Origin of the sequence: Streptomyces sp. NBC_01363 (assembly GCF_026340595.1) — a bacterium.
In the GTDB taxonomy this organism is placed as follows: Bacteria; Actinomycetota; Actinomycetes; order Streptomycetales; family Streptomycetaceae; genus Streptomyces.
In genome coordinates, this window is the sequence record NZ_JAPEPF010000002.1 from 1,868,126 (window position 1) to 1,881,271 (window position 13,146).

Genomic DNA, 13,146 nt, shown 5'->3' on the forward strand with positions numbered 1-13,146 from the left:
GCGGGGCCACCGCGACCGGCACCATCAAGGACGTCCGGCACGTGGTGGTGCTGATGCAGGAGAACCGCAGCTTCGACCACTACTTCGGCAGGCTCAAGGGCGTACGCGGCTTCTCGGACCGGTCCGGGATCACCCCCGGCGGCGGGCGCACCGTCTTCGACCAGCCCAACGGCGTGGGGCGGTCGTGGGCCCGAGCGGGCGCGGTGACGGTGGTCAGTGCCGCCGCCAGCGCGAGTGCGGTGACGGTGAGCCGGGCGGCGGAGCGCTGGGTGCGGCACGGAGTACGGGCACGCTGAGCACACTCGTGTGGTGTGGGCGGTCGTCGCGGACGTGGGACGGGGCGGCCGGGCGCCCCGCCCCACGTCCGCACACGGTCTAGAGCGGTGTGACGTAGGCGCCGGTGAGCCCGCCGTCCACCAGGAAGTCGGTGGCGTTGACGAAGGAGGAGTCGTCGCTGGCCAGGAAGGCCACGGCGGCGGCCATCTCGGTGGGCTCGGCGAACCGGCCGACCGGGATGTGCACCAGCCTGCGCGCGGCCCGCTCCGGATCCTTGGCGAACAGCTCCTGGAGCAGCGGGGTGTTGACCGGTCCCGGGCACAGCGCGTTGACCCGGATGCCCTCCCGTGCGAACTGCACGCCCAGTTCGCGCGACATGGCCAGCACGCCGCCCTTGGAGGCGGTGTAGGAGATCTGCGAGGTGGCGGCGCCCATCCGGGCCACGAACGAGGCCGTGTTGATGATGGAGCCCTTGCCCTGGCGGCGCATGTACGGGATGGCGGCCTTGCAGCACAGGTAGACGGAGGTGAGGTTGACCTCCTGCACCCTGCGCCAGGCGTCGAGGCCGGTCTCCAGGATGGAGTCGTCCTCGGGCGGCGAGATCCCCGCGTTGTTGAAGGCGATGTCGACCGAGCCGTATGTGTCGAACGCGGCCTTGAACAAGGCCTCCACCTGTTCGGCGTCCGTGACGTCGGTACGTACGAAGAGGCCGTCGACCTCCTCGGCGGCGGCCTTGCCGCTCGCCTCGTCCACATCGGCGCAGACGACGTGCGCGCCCTCGGCGGCCAGGCGCCGGACGGTGGCCAGTCCGATGCCGCTTCCGGCTCCGGTGACTACGGCGGTGCGGCCGACCAGGCGGCGGCAGACAGCGGTGGTGTCGGTCATGGTGCTCAGGCCTCCGTGCTGATGAAGATGTTCTTGGTTTCGGTGAAGGCGGCGAGTGCGTCGGGGCCGAGTTCGCGGCCCAGTCCGGACTGTTTGTAGCCGCCGAAGGGTGTGGCGTAGCGGACGCTGGAGTGCGAGTTGACCGAGAGGTTTCCGGCCCGCAGGCCCTGGCCGACCCGCAGGGCACGGGCCACGTCACGCGTCCAGATCGATCCGGCCAGACCGTAGTCGGTCGCGTTCGCCAGCCGTACGGCGTCCGCCTCGTCGTCGAAGGGCAGCACCACGGCGACCGGGCCGAAGACCTCGTCGACGGCCACCGGGGCGTCCGGCGACACCCCGGCGAGGACGGTCGGCGGGTACCAGAACCCGGGGCCGTCCGGCGCCGAGCCGAGGATCGTCCGTACGCCGTCGGGCAGGTCGTCCACGAACGCGCTCACGCGCTCCCGCTGGACGGCCGAGATCAGCGGACCCATCTGGGTCTTCTCGTCCGACGGGTCGCCGACCACCACGGCGGCGACGGCCGGTGCCAGCAGGTCGAGGAAGCGGTCGTAGGCCGGGCGCTCGACCAGGATGCGGGTCCGGGCGCAGCAGTCCTGGCCGGCGTTGTCCAGGAAGGACATCGGGGCAGCGGCCGCCGCGGCCTCCAGGTCGGCGTCGGCGAAGACCACGTTCGGGCTCTTGCCGCCGAGTTCCAGGGTGAGGCGCTTCACGCGTTCGGCGCAGCGGGTCATGATGTGCTTGCCGGTCCGGGTGGAGCCGGTGAAGGCGATCTTGGCCACGCCGGGGTGCTCCACCAGGGCACTGCCGGCCACCGGCCCCTCGCCCGGCAGCACCTGGAACAGTCCGCTGGGCAGCCCGGCCTCCAGGGCCAGTTCCGCCAGGCGCAGCGCGGTCAGCGGTGTGGTCTCGGCGGGCTTGAGCAGGACGGCGTTGCCTGCGGCGAGCGCCGGAGCCGCCCCCCAGGCGGCGATCGGCATCGGGAAGTTCCAGGGGGCGATGACACCGATGACACCGAGGGGTTCCAGGACGGTGAAGTCGATGCCGCCGGCGACCGGGATCTGGCGGCCCAGCAGGCGTTCGACACCGCCCGCGCAGTAATCGAGGAGGTCGCGCACATTGCCCGCCTCCCAGCGGGCGTTGCCGATGGTGTGACCGGCCTCGCGGACCTCCAGCAGGGCCAGTTCCTCGATGTGTTCGTCGACGGTGGCGGCGAACCGGCGGAGCAGCCGGGCGCGGTCGGCGGGTGCCGCCGCGGCCCAGACGCGCTGGGCGGTGGCGGCGCGGGCGACGGCCGCGTCGATGTCGGCGGCGGTGGCGGCCGGGACGGTGGCGATGACCTCGGCGGTGGCCGGGTTCAGGACGTCCAGGCTGTGTGGTGCGGGCTGGTGGGACACGTACGGGCCTCGATCGGGAGTGAGGGACGGGACGGAGGTCACAGGCGCTCGAAGGAGCGTCGCAGCTCCCAGTCGGTCACGGCGGCGTCGTAGGCGGCGAGTTCGACACGCGCCATGTTCAGGTAGTGCGCGACGACCTCCTCGCCGAACGCCTCCTTGGCGATGGGGCTCGCCTCCCACAGGTCGGCGGCCTCGCGCAGGGTGGTCGGCACCTGCTCGTACTCGGAGGTATAGGCGTTGCCCGTGCAGGCCTCGGGCAGAGCCAGCTCGTGCTCCACGCCGTACAGCCCCGCGGCGACCAGTCCGGCGGTGGCGAGATACGGATTGACGTCGCCGCCGGGCAGCCGGTTCTCGAAGCGCCGGGAGCGGCCGTGGCCGACCACGCGCAGCGAGCAGGTGCGGTTGTCGTGCCCCCAGGCGACGGCGGTCGGCGCGAAGGAGCCGGGCTGGAACCGCTTGTAGGAGTTGATGTTCGGCGCGTACAACAGGGAGAAGTCGCGCAGGGCGGCGAGCTGTCCGGCGAGGAAGTGCCGCATCAGGTCCGACATGCCGTCCGGGCCGTCACCCGCCATCGCGTTGTCACCGTTGTCGTCGGTGAGCGAGAGGTGGATGTGACAGGAGTTGCCTTCGCGCTCGTCGTACTTGGCCATGAAGGTGAGCGAGACGCCCTCCTGCGCGGCGATCTCCTTGGCGCCCGTCTTGTAGACGGCGTGCTGGTCGCAGGTGACCAGCGCCTCGTCGTAGCGGAACGCGATCTCGTGCTGGCCGAGATTGCACTCGCCCTTGGCCGACTCGACGGTCAGCCCGGCCGCCTGCATCTCGTTGCGGATACGGCGCAGGAGCGGCTCGACGCGGCCGGTGCCGAGGATGGAGTAGTCGATGTTGTACTGATTGGCCGGGGTCAGTCCGCGGTAGTCGCGGTCCCAGGCCTCTTCGTAGCTGTCCTTGAAGACGATGAACTCCAGCTCCGTGCCCACCTGGGCCCGGTAGCCGAGGCCGGCCAGCCGGTCCAGCTGCCGGCGCAGGACCTGGCGCGGTGCGGCCACGACCGGGCTGCCGTCGTTCCAGGCGAGATCCGCGACGAGCAGCGCGGTGCCCTCGTGCCAGGGCAGCAGGCGCAGGGTGGCGAGGTCCGGGAGCATGGCGAAGTCGCCGTAGCCGCGCTCCCAGGAGGACATCGCGTAGCCGTCGACGGTGTTCATGTCGGTGTCCACGGCCAGCAGGTAGTTGCAGCCCTCGGTACCGTGCTCCAGAACCTCGTCGAGGAAGAACCCGGCGGCGAACCGCTTGCCCTGGAGCCGGCCCTGCATATCGGGAAAGGCCAGGACGACGGTGTCGATGGACCCGCTCGCGACGAGTGAGCGCAGCTCCTCGACGGCGAGCGGGGGTGTGCGGTCTGCCACGGGATTCCTCCTTGGGTGCACCGAGATCCATAAGGTATGGCAGGTGACCATTGCTTGGGAAGAGGGACCGCTCGATGGCGGCGAATCGACTTCGGTGAAGTGCCCGGCGTACATGTCACAGGCGCGGCGCACATCCGTAACCACTGTTTAACGCGTGCCTCTTGTGTTTCCCCTGGCGTTCCACAAAGGTGTGCCGGTGAACCTTTGATGAAGGCCCTCTTCGCCTCCCACGCCTCGACGCAGCGCCGTCGACCCACATCTGGAGCGCCCCATGGCCCAGGGAACCGACACCTCCACCAGCCCACCCGGCGGCACGGCCGGCGCGGTCACCGGTACGGACGAGTACCTGCACCGTCGCACCCTGCGCCGGGGCAGCGCGGGCTGGCTCCTGCTGACCGGACTCGGCGTCGCGTACGTCGTCTCCGGCGACTACTCCGGCTGGAACATCGGCCTGTCCAAGGGCGGCTTCGGAGGACTCGCCGCGGCCACCGTGCTGATGGGGCTGATGTACGCGTGCCTGGTCTTCGCGCTGGCGGAACTCTCCGCCATCCTGCCCACCGCCGGCGGCGGCTACGGCTTCGCGCGCCGCGCCCTCGGCACCTGGGGCGGCTTCCTGACCGGTACGGCCATCCTCATCGAGTACATCCTCGCCCCCGCCGCCATCTCGCTGTTCATCGGTGACTACGTCGAATCCCTCGGCCTGTTCGGGCTCACCTCCGGCTGGCCCGTATACCTCGCCTGCTTCGCCGTCTTCATCGGCATCCACCTCTGGGGCGTCGGCGAGGCGCTGCGGTTCAGCCTGATCGTGACCGCCGTCGCCGTGGCCGCTCTGCTCGTCTTCGCCATCGGCGCGTTCACCGACTTCGATGCGGCCCGTCTCGACGACATCCCGGTGGACACCGGCGCGTTCGGCTCCTCGTCCTGGCTGCCCTTCGGACTGCTCGGCATCTGGGCCGCCTTCCCCTTCGGCATGTGGTTCTTCCTGGGCGTCGAAGGCGTGCCGCTCGCCGCCGAGGAGGCCAAGGACCCGGTCAGGTCGATGCCGAGGGCACTCGCCATTTCGCTGACCGTGCTGGTGGGGCTGGCGGTGCTCACCTTCCTCTCCGCCACCGGCGCCCAGGGCGCGAGGGCCATCCAGGAAGCGGGCAACCCCCTCGTGGTCGCACTGGAGGGCAAGGGCGGTCCCACCGGCCTGAGCCGCTTCGTCAACTACGCGGGCCTGGCAGGCCTGGTGGCCTCGTTCTTCTCGCTGATCTTCGCCGGATCCCGCCAGCTGTTCGCACTCTCCCGGGCCGGCTACCTGCCGCGCTTCCTCTCGCTGACCAACCGCCGCAAGTCCCCCTACCTCGGCCTGCTGATTCCCGGTGCGATCGGCTTCGCGCTGGCCGCCTGGATCGGCAACGGCGGCCGGATGCTGAACGTCGCCGTCTTCGGCGCCACCATCAGCTACGCGCTGATGGCGCTCTCCCACATCGTGCTGCGCCGCCGCGAACCGCACCTCGAACGTCCCTACCGCACGCCCGGCGGCGCGCTCACCTCGTCCGTGGCATTCGTACTGGCATGCTCGGCACTGGTGGCGACCTTCCTGGTGGACCGCGACGCGGCGTTCATCGCTCTCAGCGTGTACGTGGTGGCGCTGGCCTACTTCGCCTTCTACAGCCGTCACCGCCTCGTCGCGAGCGCCCCGGAGGAGGAGTTCGCCGCTCTGGCGGCGGCCGAGGCCGAACTGTCGCGGGACTGAACGGGACCGCGACGTACGGGCGTTGTACGTACACCCGTCCCTGCCGCACCCGTACGCGACAGGGGCCGCACCACGACCGAGCAGCGAACGAACCGGAGGAGGGGGCCATGACCCGGCCCGTCATCGGCATCAGCACCTACCAGGAACCGGCCCGGTGGGGCGTGTGGGAAATGCCGGCCGCCCTGTTGCCCGCCTCCTACCCGCGCCTGGTGCGGGCGGCCGGCGGCCTGGCGGTGATGCTGCCGCCGGACGACACCGCCGACGCGGCCCGGGAGGCCGTGGCGGCGCTGGACGGTGTGGTGATCGCGGGCGGCGCCGACGTCGAACCGGCACGCTACGGCGAGTCGCCCGATCCGCGCACCGGTGCGCCCGCGCGCGCCCGCGACGCGTGGGAACTCGCCCTGATCGAGGCGGCGATCGACCGACACGTCCCGCTGCTGGGCATCTGCCGGGGCATGCAACTGCTCAACGTCGCTCTCGGTGGCACCCTGCACCAGCACCTGGACGGCCACACCGGAGGCACCGGCGTCTTCGGCGAACACACCGTCACTCCCGTTCCGGGCACGGTGTACGCGGCGGCCGTCTCCGGGCCGGGCCTCGTGCCCACCTACCACCACCAGGCCGTGGACCGCCTGGGCTCCGGCCTCACGGCCAGCGCGCACGCGTCCGACGGCACCGTGGAGGCCGTGGAACTCACGTACCACGAGAGCCTGGTGCTGGGGGTCCAGTGGCACCCCGAAATGGGTGACGACATCCGGGTCATGACCGCTCTCGTGGACGCGGCGGCCCGGCGCCGCTCGGCCACCCGGACGGGCGCGCCCGTACCGTAGCCGCCGGACGTCGGACGGGGCGGGGCCGCCGGGCCGGCCGGGACGGGCGGGCCCGGCCGCTCTCTTGTCATCGGCCTTTGCCTGCACATAAGTTGGGCGCTTGCGACGTGTCCTACTGCCAGTGGGGGAGCCAAGTCATGGCCGCGAACGGACGGCACCGCAGATATCAGCCCAGCCGGATCAACCGTGCCTCGCTCACGGTCACCGCGGGCGGTGCGGGAATTGCGCTCCCGCTCATCGCAGCGGCCTCGGCGGGCGCCGCGTCAGCGGATGTCTGGGAGAAGGTCGCCGCCTGCGAGTCCACCGGAAACTGGCACATCAACAGCGGCAACGGCTACTTCGGTGGGCTGCAGTTCACCCGGTCGACCTGGGCGGCCTACGGAGGCACGGTCTACGCCCCGCGCGCCGACCTGGCCACCAGGGACGAGCAGATCTCCATCGCCGAGAAGGTGCTCGACGCGCAGGGGCCGGGCGCGTGGCCGGGCTGCTCGACGAGGGCGGGGCTGACCAGCGGCGGGGGCGCCGGCGACATCGCCCCGCAGTCGCAGCGGACCAGCCACGTGCAGGCCCCTGGCAAGACCGCCTCCGGCAAGCCGACGACGAAGCGGACGTCCACCCCTGCCACCCCGACCACCGTGCCCGGCAAGCGTGAGTCGTACACCGTGGCACGCGGCGACTCGCTCTCCGCGATCGCGGCGACCGAGCGCCTCCGGGGCGGCTGGCAGCACCTCTACGCACAGAACCGTGAGGTCGTGGGGGACGACCCCGACCTCATCCTTCCCGGGCAGCGCCTGAGCCTGGACACGGCCCGGTCGCCGAGGACGGCGCCCCGCACGGGCACGCCCGCGCAGGCGAAGCCGAAGCCGAAGGCCGAACCGAAGCCCCGGGAGGCCGCCGAACCGAAGCAACGACCGGCCGCGGCGCAGCACCAGGCGGCGAAGCCCCACCACGACACCGCGAAGCCGAAGCCGCACCCCAAGAAGACCGAGAGCCACCGGCCGAAGGAGCGGACGGAGAAGCACTCCGGTCTCGTCGCACCCGTGGCGGCCGGCATCGGCACCCCGTACCACCAGGCCGGTTCCTGGGCCAGCGGCTATCACACCGGGGTCGACTTCCCCGTCCCGACCGGCACGTCGATCAGGGCGGTGGCCTCCGGCACGGTCGTCTCGGCGGGCTGGGGCGGGGCGTACGGCTACCAGGTCGTCATCCGGCACAGCGACGGCAAGTACAGCCAGTACGCGCATCTGTCCGCCCTGCACGTGCGTGAGGGCCGGCATGTCTCCGCGGGCCAGCGGATCGCGCGCTCGGGCGCCACCGGGAACGTCACGGGCCCGCACCTGCACTTCGAGATCCGTACCGGCCCCGGCTACGGATCGGACGTCGACCCGCTGGCCTACCTCAGGGCGGGCGGCGTCAGCGTCTGAACCGCTCCCTGGCGTTCGGCCGCGTCATCGGGATCGGCGGGCCCCGCGGACGGGCGGCCCCGCCGCTCCGTGCCGCTGGAGGACGACGGGCCCGGCCCGAACGCCACCCGGCCCAGGCGCTCCAGCGGCATGAGCACGGGCAGCGGACGCGCCGCGGAGGACGTTCCGGGGACCACTTCGACGGCCCCGGCAGGCATCGGGGCCGCGGGCACCGAAGGGGTGGCCGCCGAGGCGGCGGGCACCGACAGGACGGGGCCGGGAAGCCCGGCGACCCCGGGTGCCCGAGCAGGCTCGGCGGCGCCCCCGGTACCGGGTTCCGCGCCCTCGCTCTCCTCGCCCTCGGCGTCCGTCCCGCCCACCGGAGCACCCGGCAGCCCGCTGCCCGCTGCCTGCGCGGCGCGGTGCTCCGCGCCCAGGCGCTCCGTAGTGAGCAGTATCAGACCGCCCGCGGCGACCACTGCGCAGGCCAGCGCGAGCATCGTCCCGGCCGTGCCGTGCCGGAACTGTTCGCCGAACATCGTGATGCCGACGATCGCGGCTATCACCGGGTTCACCACGGTCACCGTCGCCAGCGGCGCGGTCAGTCCGGCACCCCGGTACGCGGCCTGGGAGAGCAGCAGCCCGGCGGCCGCGAAACCGGCGATCGCCAGCAGCGCCGGCAGCTCTGCCGCCAGCGCGCCGGAGGCCCACCCCACCGCCACCGTCTTCACGAACACCGAGGCGATGCCGAACGCGATGCCCGCCGCCCCGGCCAGGATCACGCTCCGTACCACCGGCCGGCGCACGCCCGTGGAGATCAGGGCGAGCAGCGCGACCGCACCGAGCGCCACACCGGCGACCACCAGCTGATCCGAGCCGTTCAGGGAGTGGGACTCGGCGCTCCCCGTGAGCGCCAGCAGACCCGCCAGACCGACGGTGGCCATGATCGCGCCCCGCCATGCGGTGGCCCCGGCCCGCCGGCGCACGAAGAGCGCCGCCATCGGCAGGGCGAAGACGATGGTCAGCGCGCCGAGCGGCTGGACGAGACTGAGCGGACCGAAGGCCAACGCCACGACATGGAGCACCGCGCCCCCGCCGTTCAGCGCCACGGCGGCCCACCACACACGGTTGCGCAGCGGTGCGAGCGAGCTGCCGTCGCCGGTCGTCGCCACGCGCTCCTGGACGATCGCCCCGGCCGCGTACGCGACCGCGGAGACCAGTGACAGCAGCACGGACAGCGCAAGGGAACTCATGTACACCACGATGTCCCTTCGACGCGGCTGCGTCGTCGTCCTTGAGGCGGCGATTCGGCGTACTGCTTTGGTAGTACGGCCGTAGTCCCGCTGTCCTCCTCCGGACGGTAGTCCTCCCTCCGCAGGACTCAAGAGCTCTCACCCCGGGGGGTTACGGTGGACCGCGGGCCGGGGCATGCCGGAGTGCCCGTGCAGTCGGGGCCGACGGCCGGATGCCGGGAAGGAGCACATGCGATGGACGAGTCCGCTACGGCCTCGGTGGGCGGATTCTTCGCGCTGCGCACCACCGCGCCGCCCGACGGGGCGCACCGCCCGCTGGCGCGGTTGTACGCGGGGGAGTCGGCCCCGCTCACGGCCCGTATCGACACCGTCGCCGCCCGGTTGGGCACCTCCGAGCGCAGAGTGGCCGCCTCCGTCGCGCACTTGGGACTGGCCTCCCGTCTCTGGTCGGTCGCACTCGGACCGGCGGCACTGACCGGCCGCTTTCCCGGTCTTCCGCCCGGCGCCCTCCACTGGGACCCGCAGCACCCGGCCCCCGACGATCTGTGGCTCGACGGTGCCGAATCGCTGCCGGGCACCGCCTGCCGGATCCGGGAAGTCGTCCAGTACGGCCACCTCGTGCCCCTTGCCGGGGCGATCCACCGGGACGGCCCGCTGTCCGACCGGCTGCTGTGGGGCAACGCGGGGTCCGCACTGGCCGGAGCCCTGCGCCAACTCCTCGCCTGGGCACGTACGCACCGCCGCCCCGACGTGGCCGCGCGGGCCCGCGCACTGTCCGCCGAACTCTTCGACCACCCCGACCTCCGGAACACCGGCGCCCCGCACGACGCGGCGTTCCGCCGGCGCAGCTGCTGTCTGTACTACCGCGCAGCGGACGGCGGCCTGTGCGGTGACTGCGTCTTCGAGAGCGCCTGACACACCCCCGCCCTCCGGGCACCAGGCCTGCATTTCGGCGCCGACATCACCGATGCGCCGAAGCCCGGCCGGACCCAGGGATCGACGAACACTCCGGTCACCCGTCCGTCGTCATGTGGGTCACCTTCAACGAGGGCTGGAGTCAGTACGACCAGGCCCGCATCGCGGACCGGGCCAAGTCCTGGGACCCGACCCGGCTGGTGAACAACATGAGCGGGCTCAACCGCTGCGGCGCGGTGGACGGCGGCAACGGCGACATCGCCGACGCGCACGGCTGCCCGAGCCCCGCGCTGCCGCGGCCCGACGGACGACGTGCCCGACTACCTGGCCAGGCTCGACGAGGTGCGCAAGCTTGCCTGCAAGGGAAGCAACGGCGCCGTCTACACCCAGATCTCGGACGTCGAGGGGGAGTTGAACGGGCTCCTCACCTACGACCGCCGGATCGTGAAGCCCGACGTCGAACGGATCCGGGCGGCGCGGGACGCACTCGTCCGCGATGCGTCGCAGCCGGTCGTGGCGGGGTGTCCCGCCGCCTGACCCGTCACACCGCAGCGGCCCGTCCCGTCCGCCCCGGGGCGGACCGCGGCGTTCGTGTCCGAACCCTTGACGCGCCTCACCGGGGAACCAAGAATGATCGCGCTCTGACAACGTTGTCCAAGGAGGAGTACCCCATGCACCGGACCCCACGGCCGCGACTTCGCGGTCCGGCGGCCGCACTCGCCGCCGTCGCGCTCCTCGGCGGTTTCCTCACCACCGGGGCCACGGCCCAGGCCGCGCCCCGTACCGATGAACTACTGACCGACCTGGTCAACCCGTTCATCGGCACCCAGAACGAGGGCAACACCTACCCCGGTGCCTCCGTGCCGTTCGGCATGGTGCAGTTCTCCCCGGACACCGGCCACAACACCGGCTACGACTACGGCGAGAACCACATCCGCGGCTTCTCCACCGTCCATCTCTCCGGTGTCGGCTGCGGGCTCGGCGGAGATCTGCCGGCCCTGCCCACCACCGGCGACGTCACACAGACCGACTACGCCAAGTACGCGGCGGCGTTCAGCCACGACGACGAGAAGGCGAGCCCCGGCTACTACAAGGTCGGGCTGAAGACCGGGATCGACGCCGAACTCACCGCGAGCCGGCGCACCGGTGTGCAGCGCTACACCTTCCCCGCCACCGACAAGGCCAACGTCCTGCTCAACGCGGGCCAGTCGCTGCACCGGACGCTCTCGTCCGAGGTGGAGATCCTCGACAACCGCACGGTACGGACCGCGATCACCGGCAGCGGATTCTGCCAGGACACCAAGCCGTACACGCTCTACACGATCACCCGCTTCGACCGGCCGTTCACCACCTCCGGCACCTGGAACGGCGACACCGTCACCGAAGGCTCCAGGGAGTCCTCGGCCACCGGCGCCCGCAACGGAGCCTGGCTGCGCTTCGACACCACGAAGGACCGCACCGTCGAGGCCACTACCGCCCTGAGCTACGTCGACGCGAAGGGTGCCGCGCTCAACCTCCATGCCGAGGGCGGCCGCAGCTTCGACCGCGTCGAGCACGCCGCTCAACAGGCCTGGGAGAAGCGGCTCGAAGGCGTGAAGGCGCAGGGCGGCGACGACCAGCTCCGCCGCACCTTCTACTCCTCCCTCTACCGGTCCTTCCTCGCCCCCAACATCGGCAGTGACGCCGACGGCCGCTACACCGGCTGGGACCAGAAGATCCACCGCGCTGTCGCCGCCGACGGGGCATTCACCTACTACCAGAACTGGTCGCTCTGGGACACCTACCGCACCCAGGCCCAGCTCCTCTCCCTCCTCGCCCCGCGCGAGTCCCGGGACATGGCGCTCTCGGTCCTGCGCATCGACGCCGAGAGCGGCTGGCTGCCCAAGTGGGGCTACGGCACGGTCGAGACGAACATCATGACCGGCGACCCGGTCACCCCCTTCCTCACCAACGCCTACCAGCAGGGGCTGCTGAAGGGGCACGAGGAAGAGGCGTACCGCGCCCTGAAGAAGAACGCCGACGGCGTCCCGCCCGCCGACTCCGCACCCGTCGGCCGCGAGGCCAACGTCCAGTACCTCAAGGACGGGTTCGCCCCGTACATCAAGGACCGGCAGCACGCCAAGCCCGGCGACTCGGACTACGACCACGGGGCCTCCGCCACCCTGGAGTACGCGCTGTCCGACGCGATGCTCGGCGAGATGGCCCGCGATCTCGGCCACGAGGCCGACGCGAAGCGGTACGCGGAACGCGCCCGGAACTACCGGAAGATCTTCGACCCTTCGACCGGCTTCTTCCGCGCCCGTGACGCCGCCGGGACCTTCACCGGACCCGCCGACCCGGCCGGGAGCGAAGGGTTCCACGAGGGCACGTCCTGGCAGTACCAGTGGCTCGTCCCGCAGGACCTGCCCGGCATGGTCGCGCTGATCGGCGGGAAGGACGCCGCCAACCAGCGGCTCGACTCCTTCTTCGCGTACGACGAACTGCTCGCCGACCCCGCGAAGACCGCCCGTGAGGTCTGGGTCAACGGCCCGTACGCGTACTACAACGCCGACAAGTACAACCCGCAGAACGAACCCGACCTGATCGCCCCGTACACCTATCTCTCCACCGGCCGGCCGTGGCAGACCACCGACGTGGTGCACGCGGCCCTGACCCTGTTCACCGACACCCCGACCGGCATGACCGGCAACGACGACCTCGGCACCATGTCCGCATGGATGGTGCTGTCCGCCATCGGCGTCTTCCCGGTCCAGCCGGGCACCGACACCTGGGGTCTGTCCACGCCCGCCTTCGAGCGCGTCGACATCAGCCTCGACCGCCGCTACTACCCGCGCGGCGCGTTCACCGTCAGCGCACCCGGTACCTCGGCCACCGACCGGTACATCCAGTCGGCCCGCCTCGACGGCGCGGCACGGTCGCGCACCTACCTGACCACCGACGACATCCGTTCGGCCCGCTCGCTGTCCTTCACGGTCGGCAGCGAGCCGTCGGCCTGGGGCACCTCCGCCGCGGACGCCCCGCCCGCACTGGGCTGACGGTGGTCGTG

The 13,146-nt window shown here is 71.7% G+C and carries 9 protein-coding genes and 2 pseudogenes; 7 read left to right on the forward strand and 4 right to left on the reverse strand.

What is annotated here, in order from left to right; translation table 11 throughout:
• Positions 1–11: 11 nt before the first annotated feature.
• Positions 12–188, forward strand: a pseudogene (locus OG611_RS36175) (alkaline phosphatase family protein); the annotation flags it as partial.
• 187 nt (positions 189–375) lie between these two features.
• Here the strand turns inward: OG611_RS36175 and OG611_RS36180 are convergent.
• The 3 genes from OG611_RS36180 to OG611_RS36190 are packed head-to-tail and all read right to left on the reverse strand — an operon-like array spanning position 376 to position 3,958.
• Positions 376–1,161, reverse strand: a complete 786-nt coding sequence (locus tag OG611_RS36180; RefSeq protein ID WP_093546738.1) for a 3-oxoacyl-ACP reductase — start codon at positions 1,159–1,161, stop codon at positions 376–378.
• Positions 1,162–1,166: 5 nt separating this feature from the next.
• Entirely contained in the window at positions 1,167–2,555 is a 1,389-nt protein-coding gene (locus tag OG611_RS36185) for an aldehyde dehydrogenase (RefSeq protein WP_266430095.1), read from the reverse strand.
• A 38-nt stretch (positions 2,556–2,593) separates the two neighbouring features.
• Complete coding sequence (locus tag OG611_RS36190) at positions 2,594–3,958, reverse strand: glutamine synthetase family protein (protein ID WP_266430097.1); 1,365 nt, start codon at positions 3,956–3,958, stop codon at positions 2,594–2,596.
• A 271-nt stretch (positions 3,959–4,229) separates the two neighbouring features.
• Here OG611_RS36190 and eat point away from each other — a divergent pair, with 271 nt between their 5' ends.
• The 3 genes from eat (at position 4,230) to OG611_RS36205 (ending at position 7,953) form a co-directional block, all read left to right on the forward strand.
• Complete coding sequence (eat, locus tag OG611_RS36195; RefSeq protein ID WP_266430099.1) at positions 4,230–5,699, forward strand: ethanolamine permease; 1,470 nt, start codon at positions 4,230–4,232, stop codon at positions 5,697–5,699.
• Positions 5,700–5,806: 107 nt separating this feature from the next.
• The gene (locus OG611_RS36200) at positions 5,807–6,529 is read left to right on the forward strand and encodes a gamma-glutamyl-gamma-aminobutyrate hydrolase family protein (protein ID WP_266430101.1); all 723 of its coding nucleotides are present in this window, start codon (positions 5,807–5,809) and stop codon (positions 6,527–6,529) included.
• A 137-nt stretch (positions 6,530–6,666) separates the two neighbouring features.
• Positions 6,667–7,953: a transglycosylase family protein gene (locus OG611_RS36205; RefSeq protein WP_266430102.1), complete on the forward strand. Its 1,287-nt coding sequence runs from the start codon at positions 6,667–6,669 to the stop codon at positions 7,951–7,953.
• Here the strand turns inward: OG611_RS36205 and OG611_RS36210 are convergent.
• Positions 7,923–9,194: a DMT family transporter gene (locus OG611_RS36210; RefSeq protein WP_266430104.1), complete on the reverse strand. Its 1,272-nt coding sequence runs from the start codon at positions 9,192–9,194 to the stop codon at positions 7,923–7,925. The two genes, OG611_RS36205 and OG611_RS36210, sit on opposite strands and share 31 nt — an antisense overlap.
• Positions 9,195–9,419: 225 nt before the next feature.
• On the opposite strand from OG611_RS36210, the gene OG611_RS36215 reads away from it, so the two are divergent.
• The 3 genes and pseudogenes from OG611_RS36215 to OG611_RS36225 all read left to right on the forward strand — a co-directional run bounded on the left by OG611_RS36215 (position 9,420) and on the right by OG611_RS36225 (position 13,135).
• Positions 9,420–10,100, forward strand: coding sequence for a (2Fe-2S)-binding protein (locus OG611_RS36215; protein ID WP_266430106.1), 681 nt, complete (start codon positions 9,420–9,422; stop codon positions 10,098–10,100).
• 80 nt (positions 10,101–10,180) lie between these two features.
• Positions 10,181–10,637: pseudogene (locus tag OG611_RS36220) on the forward strand (glycoside hydrolase family 2 TIM barrel-domain containing protein); the annotation flags it as partial.
• A gap of 134 nt (positions 10,638–10,771) precedes the next feature.
• On the forward strand, positions 10,772–13,135 hold the full coding sequence (locus OG611_RS36225) for a GH92 family glycosyl hydrolase (protein WP_266430108.1): 2,364 nt from the start codon (positions 10,772–10,774) through the stop codon (positions 13,133–13,135).
• The last annotated feature ends 11 nt before the right edge of the window (positions 13,136–13,146 follow it).